We start from the raw sequence: 23,506 nt of genomic DNA, 5'->3' as shown, positions 1-23,506 counted from the left end.
CCCGGGTACGGAAGAGCCCTTGACCGGGGACGCCGACGCATTGTGAGCGCTAACAAGCAGGGTTCTCAACCCCCTTGCATGCGTTACCTGTCCGTTACCACCCCCTCTTGCCTCGCCACATTGTTAGCGCTCACACTGCCAGGGCGCCGAACTCTCCACCGCCCGCCGTCCGCAGACGGCTCCTTCGAAAGGCACGCTGTTGACGTCACCCCATCCCTCCGCGCCCACCCCGCACTCCGAGGAACCGGAGCAGTACACGGTCGGCGTCGACTTCGGCACGCTGTCGGGCCGCGCCTTGGTGGTGCGGGTCCGCGACGGCCAGGAGCTGGCCGCGGCGGTCCACGCCTACCGGCACGGCGTCATCGACCGGCACCTGCCGCACGGCGGTGCGGCGCTGCCCCCGGACTGGGCCCTGCAACACCCGCAGGACTGGCGGGACGTACTGCGTCACGCCGTCCCGGAAGCCGTGGCGGCGTCCGGAGTCGATCCTGCCGCGGTGATCGGCATCGCCACCGACTTCACCGCGTGCACCGTCCTGCCCACGCTGGCCGACGGGACTCCCCTCGCCGAGACGGAGCTCGCCGGACGGCCGCACGCGTGGCCCAAGCTGTGGAAGCACCACGCGGCCCAGTCGCATGCCGACCGCATCACCGAACTCGCCCACGCCCGCGGGGAGGAGTGGATCACCCGCTACGGCGGCCGGATCTCCGCCGAGTGGCAGTTCGCGAAGGCCCTCCAGGTCCTGGAGGAGGACCCGCTCGTCTACGAGACCTGCGCGCGCTGGATCGAGGCCGCGGACTGGATCGTGTGGCAGCTCACCGGAACCGAGTCCCGCAACGCCTGCACGGCCGGATACAAGGGCATCCACCAGGACGGCGCCTACCCGAGCGAGGAGTACCTGGCCGCGCTGGACCCCCGGTTCGCCGACTTCGCGCGCACCCGCCTCGAACTCCCCCTCTCGGCGCTGGGCTCACGCGTGGGCTCGCTCAGCACGGAGGCGGCGGCTTGGACGGGACTGCGCCCCGGCATCGCCGTGGCGGCCGGCAACGTCGACGCCCATGTCACCGCTGCGGCGGCCCAGGCGGTGGAGGACGGGCAACTGCTCGCCATCATGGGCACCTCCACCTGCCACGTCGTGAACGCTTCCGTCCTCGCCGACGTCCCCGGCATCTGCGGCGTCGTCCACGGCGGGATCGTCGAGGGAACCTACGGCTACGAGGCCGGCCAGAGCGCGGTCGGCGACATCTTCGCCTGGGTACTGGACCAGGGCGTCCCACCGGACTACCTCGCCGAGGCCGCCGACCGCGGCGAGGACCTGCACACCCTGCTGACCCGGAAGGCCGCCCGGCAGCCGGTCGGCGGCCACGGACTGGTCGCCCTCGACTGGCTGAACGGCAACCGCTCCCTCCTCGTCGACCACCGCCTCTCCGGAGTCGTCGTGGGGCTCACCCTGACGACCCGGCCCGAGGACGTCTACCGCGCGCTGCTGGAAGCGACCGCCTTCGGCACCCGCGTCATCGTGGAGGCCCTCGAGAAGGGCGGCGTACCGGTGCACGAGTTCATCGTCGCCGGCGGACTCGCCAAGAACGAACTGCTGATGCAGATCTACTCCGACGTGCTGCGCCGCCCCGTCTCCCTGGCCGCGTCCGGCCAGGGACCCGCCCTCGGGTCGGCCATCCACGCGGCCGTGGCCGCGGGCGCGCACCCTGACGTGCGCACGGCCACCGCGGCCATGGGCCGGCGACTGCCTGCCGTGTACACGCCCGACGCGTCCCGGGCCGACGCCTACGACGCCCTCTTCGCCGAGTACCGGCTCCTGCACGACCACTTCGGTGGCAGCGACCTGCTGCACCGCCTGAGGAGCATCCGCGACACGGCCCGCACCGCGGGCTGACCCCGCACTTCCCCACCGCTTGCCCACCCGCCCGCCGCGGCGGCACGTCACCTTCAGGAGTCCATGTGTCCAGCCGAACATCCCCCGCCCGGGAAATCTGGTTCCTCACCGGAAGCCAGGGCCTGTACGGGGAGGAGACGCTGAAGCAGGTCGCCGACCAGTCGCAGCAGATCGCCGCCCTGCTGGCCGACACCCCCGCCATTCCCGCGCGGGTGGTGTGGAAGCCGGTACTGACCGGTGCCGACGCCATCCGCCGGGTGTGCCTCGAAGCGAACGCCGACGACCGGTGCACCGGGCTCATCGCCTGGATGCACACCTTCTCGCCGGCCAAGATGTGGATCGCCGGACTGGACGCGCTGCGCAAGCCGTTGCTGCACCTCCACACCCAGTCGAACGTGTCCCTGCCCTGGGACACCATCGACATGGACTTCATGAACCTCAACCAGGCCGCCCACGGAGACCGCGAGTTCGGGCACATCCAGGCCCGCCTCGGCGTCCCCCGCAAGACCGTGGCCGGCCACGTCACCGATCCGGTGACGGGCGCACGCGTCGCGGTCTGGGCGCGGGCGGCCGCCGCCCGATCCGAACTGGCCACCCTCAGGGTCGCCCGCTTCGGCGACAACATGCGCGACGTGGCCGTCACCGAGGGCGACAAGGTCGAGGCCCAGCTGCGCTTCGGCGTCTCCGTCAACACCTACGGCGTCAACGACCTGGTGGAGGTCGTCGACAGCGCGGCCGAGACCGAGGTGGCCTCCCTCGTCGAGGCGTACCAGGACCTGTACGACCTGGCGCCGGAACTCCGGCCGGGCGGTGACCGGCACGACGCCCTGCGTTACGCGGCCCGCATCGAAGCCGGCCTGCGGAGCTTCCTCGAAACGGGCGGCTTCGGGGCCTTCACCACCAACTTCGAGGACCTCGGCGGGCTGCGGCAGCTGCCCGGCATCGCGGTCCAGCGGCTCATGGCCCAGGGATACGGCTTCGGAGGAGAGGGCGACTGGAAGACCGCCGTCCTGCTGCGCGCCCTCAAGGTCGCCGCCGCCGGCCTCCCGGGCGGCACCTCCTTCATGGAGGACTACACCTACGACCTGACGCCCGGCAACGAGCTCATCCTCGGCGCGCACATGCTGGAGGTCTGTCCCACCATCGCCTCCGCCAGGCCGAGGTGCGAGGTCCATCCCCTCGGCATCGGCGGGCGGGAAGACCCGGTGCGCCTGGTGTTCGACGCCGCCCCCGGTCCGGCGGTGGTGGTCGGCCTCGCCGACCTGGGCGACCGCTTCCGCCTGGTCGCCAACGACATCGACGTCGTGGCACCCCCCCGGCCGCTGCCCGCCCTGCCCGTCGCCCGAGCCGTCTGGCGGCCCCGCCCGGGCCTGCGGACCTCCACCGAATCCTGGCTGACGGCCGGCGGACCGCACCACACCGTCCTCAGTACCGCCCTCACCTCCGACCACCTCGACGACCTGGCGGAGATGCTCCGCGTGGAACTCGCCCTCATCGACGAGACCACCACCCCGAAGCAGTTCCGGCGCGATCTCCGCTGGAACCAGGCGTACTACCGGCTGGCACCGGGCCTCTGAACCGCTACGGGGCCGGGCAGGTCCTCGCGGACCGCCCGGCCTCGTCGTACCCGGGGCCGTTCTGCGGGCGGGGCGGGCGGCTACTCCAGCAGCTCCGCGTACGCGCCCATGGCCAGGGCGACGTCCGCCTGGGCCCAGAACCGGTGGTACGTGAAGACGGGCGCGGCGCCGCCCGCGAGGTACGCCTCGACCTTCGGCCAGGCCGGGTCGTCCTGGTAGAAGGTGCGGATCGAGGCGAAGGTGGACGCGGAGTCCACCGGGTCGCCGTTCGGCATCCTGCCGGTCCACGCGCCGGGCACGTACACCGGGTCCTTGAACCGGTTGTAGTCGGTCCGCGTCTCCGGGACGCTGACGCCCAGCGGATCCTGGTGGTGGGCCCACATGCCGTCGAGGAGGGCCTTGGCGACCCGCTTGGCCTCGGCGTTCTGGGACTTCGCGGCGTAGTAGGTCAGGGTCTTGGCGTAGGCGGCGGCCACGCCGACGTCGTCGGTGTAGTCGGCGACGGTGACGTGCAGGCCCGCGTTGGCACCGGGCGCCGACGCGTTCCAGGTGTCGGGGGCGCCGGACCACGTGAGCGTGGCGGGGATGCGGTAGGTGCCGTCGGGGTTGACCGTGGTCTTCGACAGGGCCCAGCCGACCCACTTGTCGAGCAGCGCCTTCGCGCGGGTGTCACCCGTCTGCCGGTAGAGCTCGGCGACCCGCTCCATGGACCATGCCTGGAAGCCGAACCACTGGTTGGACGGCGGGTCGTGGTAGACCGGCTTCTCGTCGTAGAAGAGGCCGTGGAAGGTCGGGGTGCCGGCCGGCGGCTGCGCGTAGCGCCCCTGCCAGCTGTTGGTGGCGCCGCCCGCGATGGCGCCCTCGTCGGACTGGAGCCACCGGTAGAACTCCAGCTGCCGGTCGAGGCTGGTCGCCCAGTCCGTGGCGCCCGTCGCCGACTTCGGCTTCAGCGGGGCGTACTGGCTGAGCGCGTAGGCGGCGAGGGGGTTCTGGTAGCCGCTGTGCGCGTGGCTGGAGCCGATCCGCCAGGACCAGCCGGCCGTGGTGTCGGCGGCGCCGCCCCAGGCGTAGTACCAGGACATCAGGTAGTGCGCGCTGTCCTTGCCGGTGCCGGCGGGGCAGACCGTCGGGCCCACGCAGTTCCCGGCCTTCTTGAAGTACTTGTCGAACATGGAGTACCGCAGGTAGTCGCCCATCCTGGCGGCCTTGGCGACGGTCGCGCCGACCTGGGTTCCCCTGCCCTGCTCCTTGGCCCAGACGTCGGCCCAGTAGGCGGCCTGGACGGCGCGCGCGTCGGCGTCCGGGGCGTCGGTGAACCTCCACTGCCTGGCGTAGGAGGAGTCCCCGGTGAAGAGGTCGAGGTAGCCGTTCCTGCCGCCGTAGGTGAAGTTGTCGCAGGTGGGGTGCGGCACGGTCTCCCAGACCGATTCCTGGGGTCCGCGCTGGAAGGTGTTGATGTACGAGGGTCCGGTCGCGGTCGGTCCGGCGGAGCACTTTCCGGGCTCGTTGCCGTAGCCGTAGACGTTGTCGACGTCCTGGAGCCAGTGCATGCCGTAGATGTCGTCCGTGCCGTACGCGCTCTTCAGCTCGCCGGCGATCGGGTCCGCGCCGGCGCCGACCGTCCCGTCGAGCCTGGCCGGGTACTGCGAGGGGAGGTCGTGCTCGGGGGCGTAGGTGGCGGGCTTGGAGGCGTTGTACGAGCCGGTCGTCGGCTGGTCGGCATGGGTGGGGATCATGAACTTCTCCATGGTCTCCCACGCGCCGTTGAACTTGCTCCAGTCCCCGGTGACCTTCCCGTACATGGCCTGCAGCCAGATCAGGTAGCTGTACGCCTCCGAGGTCGTCTCGTGCCCGTGGTCCGGGGCCTCCACGATCAGCGTCTCGACGGAGTGGTACGGGATGCCCTCGGGCGAGAAGTAGCCGTTCGCCGGGTTGGTGATCTTCCCGTGGAGGTCGAGGAAGCGGGCCTGGTACGTCGAGTCGGCGGCCAGCTCGGCGACGGTGACCTCGGCCTTGGTGTGGCCCGGGGCGGTCGCGGTGAAGACGGCGGAGCCGCTGCCGGTGGACCCGGCGGTGACCGTCACCTTCTGGGCGGTGTTCCAGTTCGCCGGGGTGAAGGTGAGCGAGGCGGGCGTCGCCGTGAGGTCGGTGTTGCCCGAGGTGCGTGCGACGCCCACCGTCACGTCGGCGGTCGGCTGCCTGGACAGCTTCAGCTCGAAGGTGCCGGTCCCCCCGCGGCGTACGGAGAGCTGTGCGGGGCCGGCGACGAGCGCGGGGCCGGCGGCGACCGTGATGCCGACGGGAGCCGACTCGGCGGAGGCGCCGAGGCCGTCGTAGGCCTTGGCGTAGAGGGAGTGGGCGCCGGCGGCGAGGCCGCCCGCATCCAGGGTGAAGGGCGCGGTGGTGTCCGTGCCCAGGAGCGTGGTGTCGCTGTAGAACTCGACCTTGGCGACGGAGGCGCCGTCGGCCGCGGCGGCGGTGGCGGCGAGCGGGACGGGGGTGCCCGCGGTGTAGACGGCGCCTGCGGTGGGGCTGGTCAGGACGGCGACCGGGGGGCTGGTGGGCTCCGGTGCACGCGTTGCCGTTGACGGCGAAGGAGGTGGGGGCGGCGTTCGTCCCGCTGTAGGAGAACTGGGCGCCGGTGGTGACGGCCGCGCCGGCCGCGACGGTCCTGTTCCAGTCCGGCGCCGCGACGCGGACGCTCTTGCCGGACTGGGTCCAGGTGCCGTTCCAGCCGTTGGTCAGCTGCTGGTTGCCGGCGAAGTCGTAGGTCAGGGTCCAGCCGTCGAGTGCGGTCGCGGACCGGTTGGTGAGGATCAGCTCGGCGGTGAAGCCCGAGCCCCAGTCGTTGGTCTTGTAGTCGACGCTGCACTGGACGGCCGCGGCCGCGGCGGTCGTGGCGCCCACTGCCGTGAGACCGAGGGGGAGGCAGAGCGCGACGGCCGCGGCCGATGCGGTCAGCAGCCTGCGCCGGAAAGGCGGCCGGGGTGGCGGATGTGCGGACATGCGGACGGTTCTCCTCGCGGCTCTGGGAGACAGGGAGACGGAAGAACGATGGCGCACGAGCTCCGGCCAGTGGGAGCGCTCCCACTGTGCAGAAGCGAGGTAGCGACGTCAAGACGCGGGGAGAGCCCAAAGGCTGCGCGAGGAATTTACGCAGCCCCTCTTTTCCTTGGCCCCGGTTGGCGCTACGGTCTGGCCCCAGCCAGTGGGAGCGGTTCCACCAGTCGGCGCGCCGTCAGGGCGCAACCTACCGAGAGGCACCCCCGACATGAGCCGCAGCACCCCCCGCACCGCGTTACTGGCAGCCCTGAGTCTCGTCACGGCCGCCGGCGCCACCGCCACCGTCTTCGGTACGTCCGCCGGCGCCGCCGCCGCGGGCTGCAAGGTCGAGTACCAGATCACCAACCAGTGGAACAACGGGTTCGGCGCGAACGTGTTCGTCACCAACACCGGTGACCCGGTCGCCTCCTGGACCGTGGAGTGGTCCTACGCGAACGGCCAGCAGGTCACCCAGGGCTGGAACGCCACCGTCACCCAGTCCGGGGCCGCCGTCTCCGCGAAGAACATGTCCTACAACGGGTCGCTGGCCACGGGCGGTTCGACGTCCTTCGGCTTCAACGGCTCGCACACCGGAACGAACTCCGTCCCCGCGGTCTTCAAGCTCAACGGCGTCACCTGCAACGGCGCCACGGACCCGACCACTCCCCCGACCACGCCGCCCACGACGCCGCCGACCTCACCGCCGACGCCCGGCGGCAAGGTCGACAACCCCTACGCCGGCGCCAAGGTGTACGTGAACCCCGAGTGGTCCGCCCACGCCGCCGCCGAACCGGGCGGCAGCAGGGTCGCCAACCAGCCCACCGGCATCTGGCTCGACCGCATCGCCCTGGTCAACGGCACGAGCACCACGATGGGGCTGCGCGACCACCTGAACGCCGCCCTGGCGCAGAAGGGCAGCGGCGAACTCGTCGTCCAGCTGGTCATCTACGACCTGCCGGGCCGGGACTGCTCCGCGCTCGCCTCCAACGGCGAACTGGGGCCGACCGAGATCGACAAGTACAGGACGCAGTTCATCGACCCGATCGCCGCGATCCTCGCCGACCCCAAGTACGCGGGGCTGCGGATCGTCACGGCCGTCGAGATCGACTCGCTGCCGAACCTGGTCACCAACGTCGCCGGGCGCCCGACGGCCACCCCGAACTGCGATGCCATGAAGACCAACGGCAACTACGTCAAGGGCGTCGGCTACGCCCTCAGGAAGCTGGGCGCGATCCCCAACGTCTACAACTACGTCGACGCGGGCCACCACGGCTGGCTCGGCTGGGACGACAACTTCGGCGCCTCCGCGGAGATGTTCAGGCAGGCGGCCACGGCCGAGGGCTCCACGCTCTCCAACGTGCACGGCTTCATCGTGAACACGGCCAACTACAGCGCCCTCAAGGAGGACCACTTCACGATCGAGGACTCCGTCAACGGCACCTCGGTACGCCAGTCGAAGTGGGTCGACTGGAACCGCTACACGGACGAGCTGTCGTACGCCCAGGCGATGCGGGCCAAGCTGGTGTCCCTGGGCTTCGACGCGAACCTCGGCATGCTGGTCGACACCTCGCGCAACGGCTGGGGCGGCACCGCCCGGCCCACCGGCCCCGGCGCGCTGACCAGCGTGGACACGTACGTCAACGGCGGCCGCTACGACCGTCGCATCCACCTGGGCAACTGGTGCAACCAGTCGGGTGCCGGACTCGGCGAACGGCCCCAGGCCGCCCCCGCCGCGGGCATCGACGCGTACGTGTGGATGAAGCCGCCGGGCGAGTCGGACGGCGCCAGCAAGGAGATCCCGAACAACGAGGGCAAGGGCTTCGACCGGATGTGCGACCCCACGTACACGGGGAACGTACGCAACGGCAACAGCATGTCGGGCGCGCTGCCCGACGCGCCGCTCGCGGGACAGTGGTTCTCCGCCCAGTTCCAGGAGCTCATGAAGAACGCCCACCCGGCCCTGTGACCCACCGCCGGTGAACGATCCGCAGCCGTACGGAACCGTCCGGGCCCCGTACGGCTGCGGGCCGTGCCGGGGGTGCGACCCGGTGTCCGTCGCGGAGCGACCGGGCACCTGCGGCGCTTCGGCGGCCGCGGAGAGCACGCACTCCCAGGGGCACGTGCTCGCGCTGCTGCCGGCGCCGCAGGCCCCGGCGGCAACCGGAACCGGCTCGGAGCTCCTCCGCTCAGGACGAATCCCGCACGACCAGCTCCGTGGGGAGGACCCGCCGCTGCTCGTCACCCGCCGCCGGAGCGGCTCCGGGATCCGCCTCCAGCTTGCGGAGCAGCAGCCGGGTCATCGTGCGGCCCATCTCCTCGATCGGCTGCCGCACGCTCGTCAGGGGCGGATCCATCAGACGGGCCACCACCGAGTCGTCCACCCCGACGAGGGCGACGTCCTCGGGGACCCGCCGCCCGGCCTCCCGCAGCACCCCGCGCGCCCCGGCGGCCATCACGTCGGAGGCGGCGAAGACCGCGTCCAGGCCGGGTGCGCGCGCCAGGAGCTCGCGCATCGCCCGCCGGCCGCCCTCCTCGGTGAAGTCCGCGGTCGCGACCAGCGACTCGTCGGGGGCGATGCCGGCCTCGGCGAGACCTGCGCGGTAGCCGCCCAGGCGGGCGCGGGCCACGTACATGTCCAGCGGGCCGCTGATGGTGGCGATCCGGCTCCGGCCCCGCCCCGCGAGGTGGGCCACCGCCGCCCGGCCGGCGCCGATGTTGTCGGAGTCCACGTAGGCGACGGGCTCGGCCTCGGAGCGGCGGCCGTTCATGACGACCGGCAACCCCAGCTCCGCGATCCGGTCGGGCAGCGGGTCGTCGCCGTGGACGGATGCCAGCAGTACGCCGTCGACCCGCTGGGCGGCCAGGTAGTGCTCGAAGCGCCGGCGCTCCGCCTCGGTGCGGACCAGGGTGAGCAGCAGCTGCTTGTCCGCCTCGGCGAGTTCGGCGCTGACCCCGCGGATCAGGTCGAGGAAGTACGGTTCCGAGAACACCCTGGCCTCGGTCTCCGGGATCACGAGGGCCACCGCGCCGGTCCGGCTGCCGGCCAGGGCCCTGGCCGCCTGGTTGGGCACGTAGCCCAGCTCGGCGATGGCGCGGGCGACCGCGTCCCTGGCGTGCTCGCTCACCCTCGGCGACCCGTTGATCACCCGCGACACCGTGCCCCGGCCGACGCCGGCCAGGGCCGCCACCTCCTCCAGGGTGGGCCTGCCGTTCTGCCGTCCGCTCACGACCCTCGAACTCCCCTCGCGCATCGCACTCCGCACCGGCCCGGCCGGCCGGTCCGCGCATCAGGCAAGATGATGGACCCCACCGCGGCGCGCGACACACGGTACGCGGAAGAACCTGGTGGGAGCGCTCCCACAGTACGCTCGATTCCCCGGCCGCGCCAACGCCCGCGCATCCCCGGCCGCAGGCTGCACCCGAAAAGGGTTCGTGGCACGCCAAAGGCCCCCGCACGACGAATTCGCGCCCGTCCCTTGACACTTGCACCCGCCAGGCAGCAACCTTCCGGCATCGACGTGGGAGCGCTCCCATTCATGGGAGGACACCCGCTTCCGCATCAGGTCCGGACGGGCCCCTGGCCGAGCCGCGAACAAGCCCCCGGTCCCCATGGCGCACGACGAGCAGCACCTTGGACGAGGAGAGTGGAATGCGTACTTCCAGCAGCAGACGCGGACGCGGACCCGGGCGCCGCACCGCGGGCAACCTGGTCGCCGCGGTTGCCGTCGTGTCGACCGGTGCCGCACTGCTCACCGGCTGCGCCGGTGACAGCGACGACGGCAAGGGCGGCGGCGCGGCCGGCGGCCGGCAGATCACGCTGCGGATCGGCACCTTCGGCTCCTTCGGATACGACGACGCCACCGGGGCCAAGCTCTACGCCGAGTACACGAAGAGCCACCCGAACATCAGGATCGAGGAGTCGAACGTCGCGGACGGCCAGAAGTACTGGGACACGCTCAAGCTGCGGCTCTCCCGCAACAGCGGCCTCGCGGACATCCAGGCCCTCGAAGTGGGGTACATCGCCGAGGCGACCGGCCCCGCGATGGCGGACAAGTGGGTCGACCTGGGCAGGACGGGCGGCGCGGACCTCGGCGCGTTCCTCGACTGGAAAGTCAAGCAGGCCACCACGGCCGACGGCAAGGTCATCGGCCTCGGCACGGACATCGGCCCGATGGCCATCTGCTACAACAAGGCCCTCTTCGCCCGGGCCAAGCTGCCGACCGACCGCGCCCAGGTCTCCGCGCTCTGGGCGGGCGACTGGAAGAAGTTCATCGCGGCCGGTGAGACGTACAAGAAGAACGCCCCGGCCGGGACCGCCTTCCACGACTCCGCGAGCGGCCTGTTCAACGCCGTGATCTCCAGCGAGGCCGTCCAGTACGCCGACGCCAAGGGCGAGTTGGCCTACGAGGACAGCCCGGGCGTGAAGAAGGCCTGGGACACAGCGGTCACCGCCGCCAAGGGCGGACTGACCGCCAAGCTCCGCCAGTTCGACGAGAAGGGCACCTGGAACGCGGCCTTCAAGAACTCCAAGTTCGCCACCGTCGCCTGCCCGAGCTGGATGACGGGCATCATCAAGGACCAGGCGGGCCCGCAGAACCAGGGGAAGTGGGACATCGCCGCGCCGCCCGTCGCCGGGAACTGGGGCGGCTCCTTCCTCGCCGTGCCGAAGGCGGGCAAGCACGCCAAGGAGGCGGCCGAGCTCGCCGCGTGGCTGACCGCCCCGGCCCAGCACGCCAAGGTCTTCGCGGTGAACGGCAACATCCCCTCCTCCAAGGACACCCTCGCCTCCCCGGCGGTCCAGGACGCCAAGCTGCCGTACTTCGGCGACACCCCGGTCGGCAGGATCTACTCGCAGGCCGCGACCGGCATCACGCCCGCCCCGATCAGCCGCTGGGACGGCCAGGTCAAGACCTTCCTGACCGACAACGGCATCCTCGACATCGAGCAGCGCGGCACCGACCCGGCGAAAGCCTGGGAGAACGTCAAGAAGCTGGTCGACGACAAGATCGACCAGTAACGGGGAGCGCGACGGCCCGCCCCGCCCGCCGCCTCCCGCGGGTGGAGCGGGCCGTCGACCGTCGGCACCACTGCACCCCCGCACCACTGCACCACTGCACCACCACACCACCGCACCACCGCACCCATCGACCTGGAAGGAAGCCCCCGTGGCCACCTCCGTACGGGCGGCGGGCGACGGCTCCGCGCCGCCCGCCGCACAAGCCCGGGGCTCCAGCGCCGGCCCCGGCTCCCACAGGCAGCGGCCCGCCGGCCGGAGCGGTTGGCGCAGCACGCTCTACCGCCTCGACCTGAAGGCGGTCCCGTACGTCTTCGTCGCCCCCTTCTTCCTCACCTTCGCGGCCTTCGGCCTCTTCCCCCTGATCTACACGGGCTGGCTCTCGCTCCACCGGGTCGAACTGGGCGGCAGCGCACAGTGGAGGGGCCTGGGGAACTACAGCGCACTGGCGACCAGCGAGTTCTTCTGGAACGCGCTCGCCAACACCTTCACCATCGGGGTGATCTCGACCGTCCCCCAGCTGCTGATGGCGCTCGGCCTGGCCCATCTGCTCAACTACCGACTCCGCGGCCGGGGATTCTTCCGCGTGGCGGTCCTCGCCCCCTACGCCACCTCGATCGCGGCCGCGACGCTCGTCTTCGCCCAGCTCTTCAACACCGACTACGGCCTGATCAACACCGCCCTCGGCCGGCTGGGCTTCGAGCCGGTCGCCTGGGAGTCCTCCAAGTGGCCCGCGCAGATCGCGATTTCGGTGATCGTGACGTGGCGTTGGACGGGCTACAACGCGCTCATCTACCTGGCGGCGATGCAGGCCGTACCGCAGGACCTGTACGAGGCTGCCGCGCTGGACGGGGCGTCGCGCCTGCGGCAGTTCCTCAGCGTCACCATCCCCTCCATCCGGCCGACGATCCTCTTCACGGTCGTCGTCTCCACGATCGGCGCGACCCAGCTCTTCGGCGAGCCGATGCTCTACGGCGGCAGCGTCGGCATCAGCGGTGGCAGCGGGAACCAGTTCCAGACCCTGAGCCTGCTCATGTACGAGAAGGGCTGGGTCACCGGCGCGCTGGGCCAGGCCTCCGCCATCGCCTGGGTCATGCTGCTGCTCCTCCTGGTCGTCGGCGGGATCCAGGCCCTGATCACCCGCTCGAACCGCAACCGCAACCGCGGCCACGGCCGCGGCCGCGGCCGCGACCCACGCACGAAGGCGGGGAGCTGACCCCATGGCCCGCACACCCGACACGACGCGCCCCGCCGCGGCGCCGCGCCCCGGGCGGCTGCGCCCGTCGGCCGGCCGCCAGCACCACGCCGGACCGCTGGCCTACGTCCTGCTCGGCCTGGCCGCCCTCGTCTCGCTCTTCCCGCTGTACTGGAACCTCGTCGCCGCCTCCCACCCGGGCGAGCGCGTGGTCGAGGCCCCGGCCCCGCTCCTGCCCGGAACCAGGCTCCTCGACAACCTCTCCTTCGCCTGGAACCAGGTCGACATGGGCGAGGCGCTGGTCAACACGACGATCGTGGCGGGGCTCGTGTCCCTGTCCACCGTGCTGTTCTCCACCCTGGCCGGCTTCGCCTTCGCCAAGCTGCCCTTCAGGGGACGCAACGCCCTGCTGGCGCTCGTGGTGGCCACCATGACGGTCCCGCCGCAGCTCAGCGTGATCCCGCTCTACCAGATCATCACCGACCTCGGCTGGGTGGACCAGCTCCAGTCGGTCGTCCTGCCCTCGCTGGTCGCCGCCTTCGGCGTGTTCTTCATGCGCCAGTACCTCGTCGAGGCGCTCCCCGTGGAACTCGTGGAGGCGGCCAGGGTGGACGGGGCGCACAGCCTGCGCATCGTCTGGCACGTGGTGTTCCCCGTGGCCCGCCCCGCGATGGCGGTTCTCGGGATGCTCGTCTTCGTCCAGGCCTGGAACGACTTCTTCTGGCCGTTCATCGCACTGACCCCCGACGGCAACCCCACGCTCCAGGTCGCCCTGGCCGGCCTCGGCGCGGGCGACCACACCGTCGACCAGGCCGTCGTACTGACCGGCGCGCTCATATCCACGCTGCCGCTGCTCCTGGTGTTCGCCGTACTCGGCAAGCACATCGTGGGCGGCATCACCGCCGGCGCCGTCAAGAACTGAGGCACCGTCAGCATCGGGTACGGAACCGACCCGGTCGGCCCGTTCGCGTCCCGCCCCCGGCACCGTGTCCCTTCCGGTGCGGGCTCTCCGTCCGGCACGCATGCGCCCGGCACCCCTCTATCCGAACCTGCGTTGGGAGCGCTCTCCTATGACCGCGTCCGAGACCCGGCCACTCACCGCCACCCGCACCTTCCCGCCCGACTTCCTGTGGGGCACCGCCACGGCCGCGTACCAGATCGAGGGCGCCGCCCGCGAGGACGGCCGGACCCCGTCCATCTGGGACACCTTCTCGCACACGCCCGGCAAGGTCTTCGAGGGCCATACCGGGGACGTGGCGGTGGACCACTACCACCGGTACGCCGAGGACGTCCGGCTCATGTCCGAACTCGGCCTGAACGCCTACCGGTTCTCCGTCTCCTGGTCACGCGTGCAGCCGACCGGCCGCGGACCCGCCGTCCAGAAGGGCCTGGACTTCTACCGGCGGCTCCTGGACGAGCTGCTCGCCGCCGGCATCGAGCCCGCCCTGACCCTCTACCACTGGGACCTGCCCCAGGAGCTGGAGGACGCGGGAGGCTGGCCGGAGCGTTCGACCGCCGAGCGGTTCGCCGAGTACGCGGCCCTCGTCGCCGACGCCCTCGGAGACCGGGTCACGCGCTGGATCACGCTCAACGAGCCGTGGTGCAGCGCGTTCCTCGGCTACGGCTCCGGCGTCCACGCCCCGGGCCGCACCCACCCGGTCGCCGCGCTCCGCGCCGCCCACCACCTCAACCTCGGCCACGGCCTCGCCGTCCGGGCGCTGCGGTCCGCCCTGCCCGCGGACGCCCAGCTGGCGGTCTCGCTCAACCTCCACGAGGTCCGCCCGTTGAGCCCTTCGGACCGGGACCGGGACGCGGCGCGGCGCATCGACGCCGTGGGCAACCGGATCTGGCTGGGCCCGATGCTGGAGGGCGCCTACCCCGAGGACCTGCTCGCCGACACCGCGCACCTGACCGACTGGGGCTTCGTCAGGGACGGCGACACCGCGGCGATCCACCAGCCGCTGGACCTGCTGGCCGTCAACTACTACACGCCGACGGTGGTTTCGCACGTGGCGACGGGGGCCGCACGGCCGCAGGACGACGGCCACGGCAACAGCGAGCACTCCCCCTGGCCGGGCGCGGACGAGGTCGCCTTCCACCGTGCCCCGGGCGAGCGCACCGCGATGGGCTGGCCGGTCGACCCGGGCGCGCTCTACGACCTGCTCACCCGCATCACCGCCCGGTATCCCGGCCTGCCGCTCGTCATCAGCGAGAACGGCGCCGCGTACGAGGACGAGATGGGGCCGGACGGCACGGTCCACGACCCGCAGCGCGCCGCCTACGTCCACGCGCACCTCGCCGCCGTGCACCGGGCGATCACGGACGGGGCGGACGTGCGCGGCTACTTCCTGTGGTCGCTGCTCGACAACTTCGAGTGGGCGTACGGCTACGCGAAGCGGTTCGGCGCCGTGCACGTCGACTACGCCACCCTGGAGCGCACCCCCAAGTCGAGCGCGCGCTGGTATTCGCGGGTGGCCCGGACGGGAGAGCTGCACGCGCCGTCCGCGGGGTGCGGGGGAGCCGCTGGGGGCACCTCCCCGCGGTAGCCGGGGAGGCCCGCAGGCCTCCCCCGCCGAGCGGCGGGGGGACCCGCGCACCGCGGACGGCCGCCGCGCTCCGCCTAACGGAGGGGCAGGCGGGTGGGGTCGGCGATGATCTGCTGGACGGTGGACCATGCCGCGCCCAGTACCGGTCCGCGCCGGCCCAGGGCGGAGGGGCGTACCGCCTCCGGGGTCCAGGGCCGGACCGTGACCCGGGCGGTGAGTTCGGCGCGCAGCGGCGGGAGGAGCCACTCGGCGAGTTCGGCGTAGGCGCCGCCCAGGACGAGGCCGTCCGGGTCGACGAGGTTCACCGCCGAGGCGAGGGCGAGGCCCAGGGCCCGACCGGCGCGGTCCAGGGCGCGCAGGGTCGACGCGTCCCCGGCGGCTGCCCGCTCGGCCAGCAGGGCCACCGGGTCGCCGGTGCCGGGAAGACCCGCCTCGCGCAGTACGGCCGCTTCGCCCGCGTACTGCTCCAGGCAGCCGCGTGCACCGCAGGGGCACGGGGCTCCCTCGGGGTGGACGGGCAGGTGGCCGAGTTCCCCCGCGAAGCCACGGGAACCCCGGAACAGCTGCCCGTCGATGACCAGTGCGGCGCCGATTCCGGCCTCGGCAGAGACGTGGACGAAGGTTTCGGCGGGGTGTCCCTGCTGCCGCTGCTCGGCGAGCGCCCCGAGGTTGGCTTCGTTCTCCGGCACGGGCACGGTGTCGTGGTCGGGCCAGTGGTCGGCGGGGCGGACGGCCTGCCAGCCGAGGTTGGGGGCGTTCGCGACCAGTCCGCCCGGGGTGTTCGGCACCACTCCCGGCACGGCCAGGACGCGGCCCTCGACACGCAGGCCGAGCGCGGCGGCCTCGGACTCCGCGTCGGCGGCCAGCACGGCGGCCTCCGCCAGTACCTGCCCGGCCGGCCGGCCCGCGTTGGCCCGCTCCGCCCGACGCCACACGCGGGGTTCACCGCGCAGGTCCACGACGCATGCGGCGAGGTGGGTGACGCCTATCTCCAGGCCGAGGCCGGCGGGACCCCGGTCGCTGAGGGCCAGCGCCCGCCCGGGTCGACCGACGCGTCCGGTGGGTGCCGTCTCCGTCTCGGTCAGTGCGCCGCGGCCGATGAGCTCGTCGACCAGGGAGGAGACGGCCGGCCTGGTCAGGCCCGTGTGTCCGGCGACGTCCGCCCGGGAGAGCGGGCCGTGCGCGGCGACCGCGCCGGCCACCGCCGCGAGGTTCCTCCGGCGCATCCCCTGCTGCGAGGCGGGCGCGGTCTCCCCGCTCCCGCCCGCCCTGCCGATCACGGTCATCGACCCGGCCTTCCTATCGTCCTTCCGGCGGAACCTCCTGCAGGGCCCTCGCCCGCCGCAGCGTACTGGTGATCCGTTCGAGCGCGTCGTCGTCACGGGGTACGGGATCCAGTAGCGGGCCCTCGGCGGTCCGCCAGCGCCGGGCGACGGCGTCCGCGGGCTCCCCGGTGAGCAGTGCGGCGGCCTGGGCGGCGGCTCCGAGGGCGACCAGCTCCCTGGCGGCGGGCACCCGGACGGCCCGGCCGGAGAGCCGCAGGACGGTCCGCTGCCAGGCCGGGCCGCGGGCTCCGCCGCCGATCAGCACCAGGGGTTCGTCAGGGGCGGGGGTCTCGCCGCCGGCGCGCAGGACGCCGTCCAGGGCCGTGAGCAGGGCGTGGGCGGCGCCGTCGTAGGCGGCCTGGAGCAGCTGTCCCGGTGTGGTGTCGTGGCGCAGACCGTGGACCAGGCCGGAGGCGCCCGGGAGGTCGGGGGTGCGCTCGCCGTCCAGGTAGGGGAGGACCACCACCGTGCCGCCTCCTTCGACGGCTTCGCGGTCGCGGCCGGCGAGGGCGGCGACGCGGTCGACGGCGAGGGTGCAGTTGAGCGTGCAGGCGAGGGGCAACCAGCCGCCGAGGGCGTCGGCGAAGCCGGCCACCGTTCCGCTCGGGTCGGCGGGCCGCGTACGGCCGACGGCGTAGACGGTGCCGGAGGTGCCGAGGCTCAGCGCCGGGCGCCCGGGGGGCAGGCCCAGTCCGAGGGCGGCGGCCATGTTGTCCCCGGTCCCGGCGGCCACCGGCGTGCCCTGGCGCAGGGGCGTACCGGCGCGTACGAGGCCCGCCCGGGCGCCCGGCGGGAGGACCTGGGGCAGCAGCCCGGAGTCGAGTCCGATCCGGGCGAGGACCTCCTGGTCGTAGCCGTCCGGGCCCCACCAGCCGGTTCCCGAGGCGTCGCCGCGGTCGGTCACCGCCTCACCGGTGAGCCGCTCCGTCAGGAAGTCGTGGGGAAGCCGCACCGCGGCGACGCGGTCGGCGGCGGCGGGGTCGTGCGCACGGAGCCAGGCCCATTTGGCGGAGGTGAAGGCGGCCGTCGGGACGCTGCCGGTGCGGCGGGCGAGCTCTGCCGTGCCGAAGGCGGCCGCGAGTGCGGTGGCCTGCGGCGCGGAGCGGACGTCGTTCCACAGCAGTGCCGGGCGGACCGGCCGGCCGGCCGCGTCGAGGGTGACCAGGCCGTGCTGCTGGCCGGCGATCGAGCAGGCGGCGGCACGATCCGCCCACCCGGTTCCCGCGGTGGCCTCGGCGAGCGCCCGCCACCACTGTTCCGGGTCGCTCTCGCGTCCGGGCCCCGCGCTGACGGCGTGGGCGGCGCGGCCCTCGCCCAGGACAGTGCCGGTCTCCAGGTCGACGGCGAGTGCCTTCGTGGACTGGGTCGAGCTGTCGACACCGATCACGACACGCTGTGCGGACATGGATTCCTCCGGTGGGGGTTCCTTCTTGCGTCTCGGCATACTAATTTGTTTTTCGACATTACAAATAGACCTCGGCCCGATCCGGAGCGCACATGACCGGCAACCCGCTCGTCCCCTCCCCCGCGCACAGGTTCACGTTCGGCCTGTGGACCGTCGGCTGGCAGGGGCGGGACCCCTTCGGCGACGCCACCCGAGCCGCCCTCGACCCGGTCGAGAGCGTGCACCGGCTGGCCGAGCTCGGCGCCTACGGCGTCACGTTCCACGACGACGACCTGATCCCCTTCGCCGCCGGCGACGCCGCGCGCGAGCAGGCGGTCAAGCGCTTCCGCAGCGCGCTCGACACGGCCGGGTTGAAGGTGCCGATGGCCACCACCAACCTCTTCACCCACCCGGTCTTCAAGGACGGCGCCTTCACCGCCAACGACCGGGGCGTCCGCCGGTACGCGCTGCGCAAGACGATCCGCAACATCGACCTGGCCGTGGAACTCGGCGCCTCGGTCTACGTGGCCTGGGGCGGCCGCGAGGGCGCGGAGTCGGGGGCGGCCAAGGACGTGCGCACCGCCCTCGACCGGTTGAAGGAGGCGTTCGACCTGCTGGGCGAGTACGTCGAGAGCCAGGGCTACGACCTGCGCTTCGCGATCGAGCCCAAGCCGAACGAGCCGCGCGGCGACATCCTGCTGCCCACCGTCGGCCACGCCCTGGCCTTCATCGACGCGTTGGACCGGCCCGAGCGGGTCGGCCTCAACCCGGAGGTCGGGCACGAGCAGATGGCCGGGCTGAACTTCCCGCACGGCATCGCCCAGGCCCTGTGGCACGGCAAGCTGTTCCACATCGACCTCAACGGGCAGAGCGGCATCAAGTACGACCAGGACCTGCGTTTCGGCGCGGGAGACCTGCGCCAGGCCTTCTGGCTGGTCGACCTGCTGGAGTCGGCCGGGTACGACGGCCCCCGCCACTTCGACTTCAAGCCGCCGCGCACCGAGGACCCCGCCGGGGTCTGGACCTCGGCTGCCGCCTGCATGCGCAACTACCTGCTCCTGGCCGAGCGTTCCCGCTCCTTCCGGTCCGATCCGGAGGTGCAGGCCGCGCTGACCGCCTCCGGACTGCCCGAACTCGCCCTCCGCACCGCCGAGGACGGCCTGGCCGGGCTGCTGGCCGACCGGTCCGCCTTCGAGGACTTCGACGTGGATGCCGCCGCCCGTCGCGGCATGGCCTTCGAGCACCTGGACCAGCTCGCCCTCGAACACCTCCTCGGCGCCCGCTGAGCCGGGGTGCCACGAGTCGGGCGGGCCGCGCCCCGCCTCGACCGGGCGCGCCCCGCCTCGTGCCCGGCCGGGCGGGCCGCCGGGCCCCGGGCGACCGGCGCCCCGCCGTGCGGGCCCCGTCGTGCGGGCCGCCGTCCCTACTCGGCCGTGAAGCGGTACAGCGTCGTCGAGCGGTACTGCTCCCCCGGGCGCAGCCGGGTGGAGGGATACCCGGGCCGGTTGGGCGCGTCCGGGAAGTGCTGGGTCTCCAGCGCGATGCCCGCGTACGCGACGTACGGGCGCCCGGAGCGGCCGGTCAGCGAGCCGTCGAAGTGGTTTCCGGTGTAGACCTGGAGCCCCGGCTCCGTCGTCAGGCATTCGACGCGGCGGCCGCTGGCAGGATCGCCCAGGACGGCGGCCCGCCTCAGTCCGGTGCCGTCGAGCACCCAGTTGTGGTCGAAGCCGTCGCCGGCCCGGCGGATCTGCGGGTGGGCCTCGGTGATGCGGTCACCGATCGTCCGGGCCTCGCGGAGGTCGAACGGCGTACCGGTGACGGACTCGGCCGGGCCGAGCGGGATCAGTTCCGCGTCCACGGGGGTGTACCGGGCGGCCTCGACCCGCAGCAGGTGGCCGAGCACCGTCCCGCAGCCCTCGCCGGCCAGGTTGAGGTACATGTGGTTGGTGAGGTTGACGACCGTCGGGGCGTCCGTGGTCGCGCCGTAGGTGAGGGAGAGTTCGCCGTCGGGGCCGAGCAGGTAGGTGACCTCGGCCGTGAGGGCGCCCGGGAACCCCTGGTCGCCGTCGGGGCTTTCGATGCGGAACCGGACGCCGGCCCGGCTGCCCGCGCGGACCGGCGAACCGTCCCAGAGGCGCGTGGCGAAGCCGTCCGGTCCGCCGTGCAGGGTGTGACCGCCCCGCTGGGTCTCCAGCCGGTGCGTCGTACCGTCGAGCGGCAGGCTTCCGCCCGCGATGCGATTGGCGTAGCGGCCGACCGTCGCGCCGAAGTAGGCGGCCTCCCCGAACAGCTCCGCGGTGCCCTCGCAGCCCAGGACGACGTTGGCACGCCGCCCGTCCCGGTCCGGCGCGTGCAGGGCCTGCAGGCGGGCTCCCAGACTGAGCACCTCCGCCGTCACGCCCGCCGGGGAGCCGAACGTCCAGCGGCTGATGCGCCGCCCGTCCGGGAGCCTTGCGGCAGTCTCCTGGGTCACCGTCACTTCGCCTCTCATGAGGGGATTGTGAGCGCTAACAATCCGACCTGTCAAAGGATCGCCGGGGCTCTCGGAGCTATCCGCACGCGGTCAAGGGCGCGCACGACACCCTCGACCCGAGAGTGATCCGCACAGACCCTTGACGACTCAGTTGTGAGCGTTAACACTCAGGTAACGCCAGGCCGGAGCCGCCCCAACCCGACTTCGCGCAGCGCGAGAAGACCGCTCCCCCGGCCCCGCCCGACCGCTTCCGGTCGCCCGGTCGGGTCGCACCGAGCCGGTCGCGGAACATCACTGGAGGAACTGTGCGGAAGCTTTCAGCGGGCCTTGCCACCGCGGGCCTGGTGCTGTCGCTGGCAGCCTGCGGCCAGAGTGCCAACGGAGCGGGCGCCGGCGCAGCCGGGCCGGACGGCAAAGGCGGCCTGGTCGGCATCGCGATGCCGACCAAGTCGTCGGAGCGCTGGATCAACGACGGCAACAACATGGTCAGGGAGTTCCAGGCCAAGGGCTACAGGACCGACCTCCAGTACGGCGACAACGTCGTGGAGAACCAGGTCTCCCAGGTGGAGAACATGATCACCAAGGGGGCCAAGCTGCTGGTGATCGCCGCCATCGACGGCTCCTCGCTCACCAACGTGCTGCAGAAGGCCGCCGACGCCCACATCCGCGTCATCTCCTACGACCGGCTGATCCGCGGCACCGCGAACGTCGACTACTACGCGACCTTCGACAACTACAAGGTCGGTGTCCTCCAGGGCAGTTACATCGTCGACAAGCTCGGCCTCAAGTCCGGCAAGGGCCCCTTCAACGTCGAGCTGTTCGCCGGCTCACCGGACGACAACAACTCCGCGTTCTTCTACAACGGCGCGATGAGCGTCCTCAAGCCGTACATCGCCGACAAGAAGCTCGTGGTGCGCAGCGGGCAGACCTCCCTCAGCCAGATCGCCACGCTGCGCTGGGACGGCGGTCTCGCCCAGTCCCGGATGGACAACCTGCTGAGCAAGTCGTACACCGGCGCCCGCGTCGACGCCGTGCTCTCGCCGTACGACGGCATCTCGATCGGCATCATCTCCTCGCTGAAGGGCGTCGGCTACGGCTCCGGCCAGCCCCTGCCCGTCGTCACGGGGCAGGACGGGGAGCTGGCCTCGGTGAAGTCGATCATCGCGGGCGAGCAGACCCAGACCGTCTACAAGGACACCCGCCAACTGGCCAAGGCCGCGGTCCAGATGGGCGACGCGCTGCTGACCGGCGGCAAGCCCGAGGTCAACGACACGCGCCAGTACCACAACGGCGTCAAGACCGTACCGGCGCAGCTGCTCCAGCCGGTCAGCGTCGACAAGGAGAACTACCGCAAGGTCCTGGTCGACAGCGGCCAGTACACCGCGGACCAGCTCAAGTAGCCCACGGGCCCCGGCCGAAGGTCCGGCGACGCCGCAAAAGCCCGGCGGTGCGACGTCCGGAAGACCGCCCACCCCCGCACCGCCCCGACGATACGGATGCGCAACCATGACCCGACCCGTCCTCGAAATGCGGTCGATCAGCAAGACGTTTCCCGGTGTCAAGGCCCTCTCCGAGGTCAACCTGACCGTCGGCGCGGGGGAGGTGCACGCCGTCTGCGGGGAGAACGGCGCCGGCAAGTCCACGCTGATGAAGGTGCTCAGCGGGGTCCACCCGCACGGCAGCTACGAAGGCGAGATCCACTTCGAGGGCGAGCCCTGCCGGTTCCGGGACATCCGGGCCAGCGAGCAGCGCGGCGTCGTCATCATCCACCAGGAACTCGCGCTGGTGCCCTACCTGTCCATCGCCGAGAACATCTTCCTCGGCAACGAGCACGCCACTCGCGGTCTCATCAGCTGGCACCGGACGCTGACCCACGCCGCCGCACTGATGCGGCAGGTCGGACTCGACGAGAGCCCGCACACCAGGATCGCCGATCTCGGCGTGGGCAAACAGCAGTTGGTCGAGATCGCCAAGGCCCTCGCCAAGAAGGTCAAGCTGCTCATCCTGGACGAGCCGACGGCTGCCCTGAACGACGAGGACAGCCGCAAGCTGCTCGACCTGATCCTCGAGCTCAGGGCCCAGGGCATCTCCTGCATCCTCATCTCGCACAAGCTCAACGAGATCGCCCGGGTCGCCGACGCCGTCACCATCCTGCGCGACGGACGGACCATCGAGACCCTCGCGATCGGCCCCGAGGGCGTCTCGGAGGAACGGATCATCCGCGGCATGGTCGGCCGCGACCTGGAACACCGCTACCCCGACCGCGCGCCGCAGATCGGCGACGTCGCCTTCGAGATCGACGACTGGAGCGTCCGGCACCCGATCGACCACCGGCGCAAGGTGGTCGACGGCGCCTCGCTCAACGTCCGTCGCGGCGAGGTCGTCGGCATCGCCGGCCTCATGGGCGCCGGCCGCACCGAGCTGGCCATGAGCGTCTTCGGCCGCTCGTACGGGCGGCGGACCGGCGGGCGGGTGCGGTTGCACGGCCGGGAGATCCGTACCAGGACGGTGCCGGAGGCGATCGGGCACGGCATCGCGTACGTGACCGAGGACCGCAAGCAGCTCGGCCTCAACCTCCACGACGACATCAGCCGGAACATCTCGCTGAGCGCCCTCGGCAAGGTCGCCCGGCGGGGCTGGGTCGACCGGCACGAGGAGGCGCGGATCGCCGAATCGTTCCGGCAGACGATGGGGATCAAGGCCCCCTCGGTCTTCGCGGAGACCGGCAAGCTCAGCGGCGGCAACCAGCAGAAGGTCGTCCTCAGCAAGTGGATCTTCGCCGACCCGGAGGTGCTGATCCTCGACGAACCCACCCGGGGCATCGACGTCGGCGCCAAGGCGGAGATCTACACCGTCATCGCCGAACTCGCCGCCCGGGGAAAGGCCGTGCTCGTCATCTCCTCCGAGCTTCCCGAGCTCCTGGGCCTGTGCGACCGGATCTACACCATGGCCGAAGGCCGGATCACCGGTGAGGTGACCCGCGCCGAGGCCACCCAGGAATCCCTCATGCGCCTCATGACCATGAGCGCGGCGTACCCCGACAAGCAGGTGTGAGG

Annotated in this window: 14 protein-coding genes and 1 pseudogene; 10 read left to right on the top strand and 5 right to left on the bottom strand. The window is 72.1% G+C overall.

Features of this window, described 5'->3' with window-relative positions:
* The first annotated feature begins 199 nt into the window (after positions 1-199).
* Both araB and araA read left to right on the top strand, forming a co-directional pair.
* Complete coding sequence (araB, locus tag IF43_RS0100915; RefSeq protein ID WP_030192655.1) at positions 200-1,894, top strand: ribulokinase; 1,695 nt, start codon at positions 200-202, stop codon at positions 1,892-1,894.
* 65 nt (positions 1,895-1,959) lie between these two features.
* Positions 1,960-3,471 carry an L-arabinose isomerase gene (araA, locus tag IF43_RS0100910; RefSeq protein WP_030192652.1) on the top strand — a complete coding sequence of 504 codons (1,512 nt, stop codon included), beginning with the start codon at positions 1,960-1,962 and terminating at the stop codon, positions 3,469-3,471.
* An 80-nt stretch (positions 3,472-3,551) separates the two neighbouring features.
* Here araA and IF43_RS35945 read toward each other — a convergent pair.
* Positions 3,552-6,477, bottom strand: a pseudogene (locus IF43_RS35945) (glycoside hydrolase family 48 protein).
* A gap of 265 nt (positions 6,478-6,742) precedes the next feature.
* Between IF43_RS35945 and IF43_RS0100900 the strand changes: the two are divergent.
* Positions 6,743-8,479 carry a glycoside hydrolase family 6 protein gene (locus tag IF43_RS0100900; RefSeq protein ID WP_030192650.1) on the top strand — a complete coding sequence of 579 codons (1,737 nt, stop codon included), beginning with the start codon at positions 6,743-6,745 and terminating at the stop codon, positions 8,477-8,479.
* Positions 8,480-8,699: 220 nt separating this feature from the next.
* Here IF43_RS0100900 and IF43_RS0100895 read toward each other — a convergent pair whose 3' ends face one another.
* Entirely contained in the window at positions 8,700-9,764 is a 1,065-nt protein-coding gene (locus tag IF43_RS0100895) for a LacI family DNA-binding transcriptional regulator (RefSeq protein ID WP_030192648.1), read from the bottom strand.
* Positions 9,765-10,162: 398 nt separating this feature from the next.
* Between IF43_RS0100895 and IF43_RS0100890 the strand changes: the two genes are divergently transcribed.
* The 4 genes from IF43_RS0100890 to IF43_RS0100875 all read left to right on the top strand — a co-directional run bounded on the left by IF43_RS0100890 (position 10,163) and on the right by IF43_RS0100875 (position 15,268).
* Complete coding sequence (locus IF43_RS0100890; RefSeq protein ID WP_030192646.1) at positions 10,163-11,530, top strand: ABC transporter substrate-binding protein; 1,368 nt, start codon at positions 10,163-10,165, stop codon at positions 11,528-11,530.
* Positions 11,531-11,678: 148 nt separating this feature from the next.
* Positions 11,679-12,743, top strand: coding sequence for a carbohydrate ABC transporter permease (locus tag IF43_RS0100885; RefSeq protein WP_051794478.1), 1,065 nt, complete (start codon positions 11,679-11,681; stop codon positions 12,741-12,743).
* Positions 12,744-12,747: 4 nt separating this feature from the next.
* Positions 12,748-13,644, top strand: coding sequence for a carbohydrate ABC transporter permease (locus IF43_RS0100880; protein ID WP_030192641.1), 897 nt, complete (start codon positions 12,748-12,750; stop codon positions 13,642-13,644).
* A 148-nt stretch (positions 13,645-13,792) separates the two neighbouring features.
* Positions 13,793-15,268, top strand: a complete 1,476-nt coding sequence (locus IF43_RS0100875) for a GH1 family beta-glucosidase (protein ID WP_051794476.1) — start codon at positions 13,793-13,795, stop codon at positions 15,266-15,268.
* Between the two features lie 74 nt (positions 15,269-15,342).
* On the opposite strand, the gene IF43_RS0100870 is transcribed toward IF43_RS0100875, so the two are convergent.
* Both IF43_RS0100870 and xylB read right to left on the bottom strand, forming a co-directional pair.
* Positions 15,343-16,554: an ROK family protein gene (locus IF43_RS0100870; RefSeq protein ID WP_030192638.1), complete on the bottom strand. Its 1,212-nt coding sequence runs from the start codon at positions 16,552-16,554 to the stop codon at positions 15,343-15,345.
* 13 nt (positions 16,555-16,567) lie between these two features.
* On the bottom strand, positions 16,568-17,998 hold the full coding sequence (gene xylB, locus IF43_RS0100865; protein WP_030192636.1) for a xylulokinase: 1,431 nt from the start codon (positions 17,996-17,998) through the stop codon (positions 16,568-16,570).
* Between the two features lie 92 nt (positions 17,999-18,090).
* Here xylB and xylA point away from each other — a divergent pair, with 92 nt between their 5' ends.
* Positions 18,091-19,263 carry a xylose isomerase gene (xylA, locus tag IF43_RS0100860; RefSeq protein ID WP_030192634.1) on the top strand — a complete coding sequence of 391 codons (1,173 nt, stop codon included), beginning with the start codon at positions 18,091-18,093 and terminating at the stop codon, positions 19,261-19,263.
* A 137-nt stretch (positions 19,264-19,400) separates the two neighbouring features.
* Here the strand turns inward: xylA and IF43_RS0100855 are convergent, their stop codons facing one another.
* Positions 19,401-20,468 carry an aldose epimerase family protein gene (locus IF43_RS0100855; protein WP_030192631.1) on the bottom strand — a complete coding sequence of 356 codons (1,068 nt, stop codon included), beginning with the start codon at positions 20,466-20,468 and terminating at the stop codon, positions 19,401-19,403.
* Between the two features lie 287 nt (positions 20,469-20,755).
* Between IF43_RS0100855 and chvE the strand changes: the two genes are divergently transcribed.
* Both chvE and mmsA read left to right on the top strand, forming a co-directional pair.
* Positions 20,756-21,850, top strand: coding sequence for a multiple monosaccharide ABC transporter substrate-binding protein (gene chvE, locus IF43_RS0100850; protein ID WP_030192629.1), 1,095 nt, complete (start codon positions 20,756-20,758; stop codon positions 21,848-21,850).
* Between the two features lie 106 nt (positions 21,851-21,956).
* Entirely contained in the window at positions 21,957-23,504 is a 1,548-nt protein-coding gene (gene mmsA, locus IF43_RS0100845; RefSeq protein WP_030192627.1) for a multiple monosaccharide ABC transporter ATP-binding protein, read from the top strand.
* The last annotated feature ends 2 nt before the right edge of the window (positions 23,505-23,506 follow it).

This window comes from Streptomyces sp. NRRL S-87 (assembly GCF_000719335.1).
GTDB lineage: Bacteria > Actinomycetota > Actinomycetes > Streptomycetales > Streptomycetaceae > Streptomyces.
This window is presented reverse-complemented; position numbering and strand designations above follow the sequence as displayed.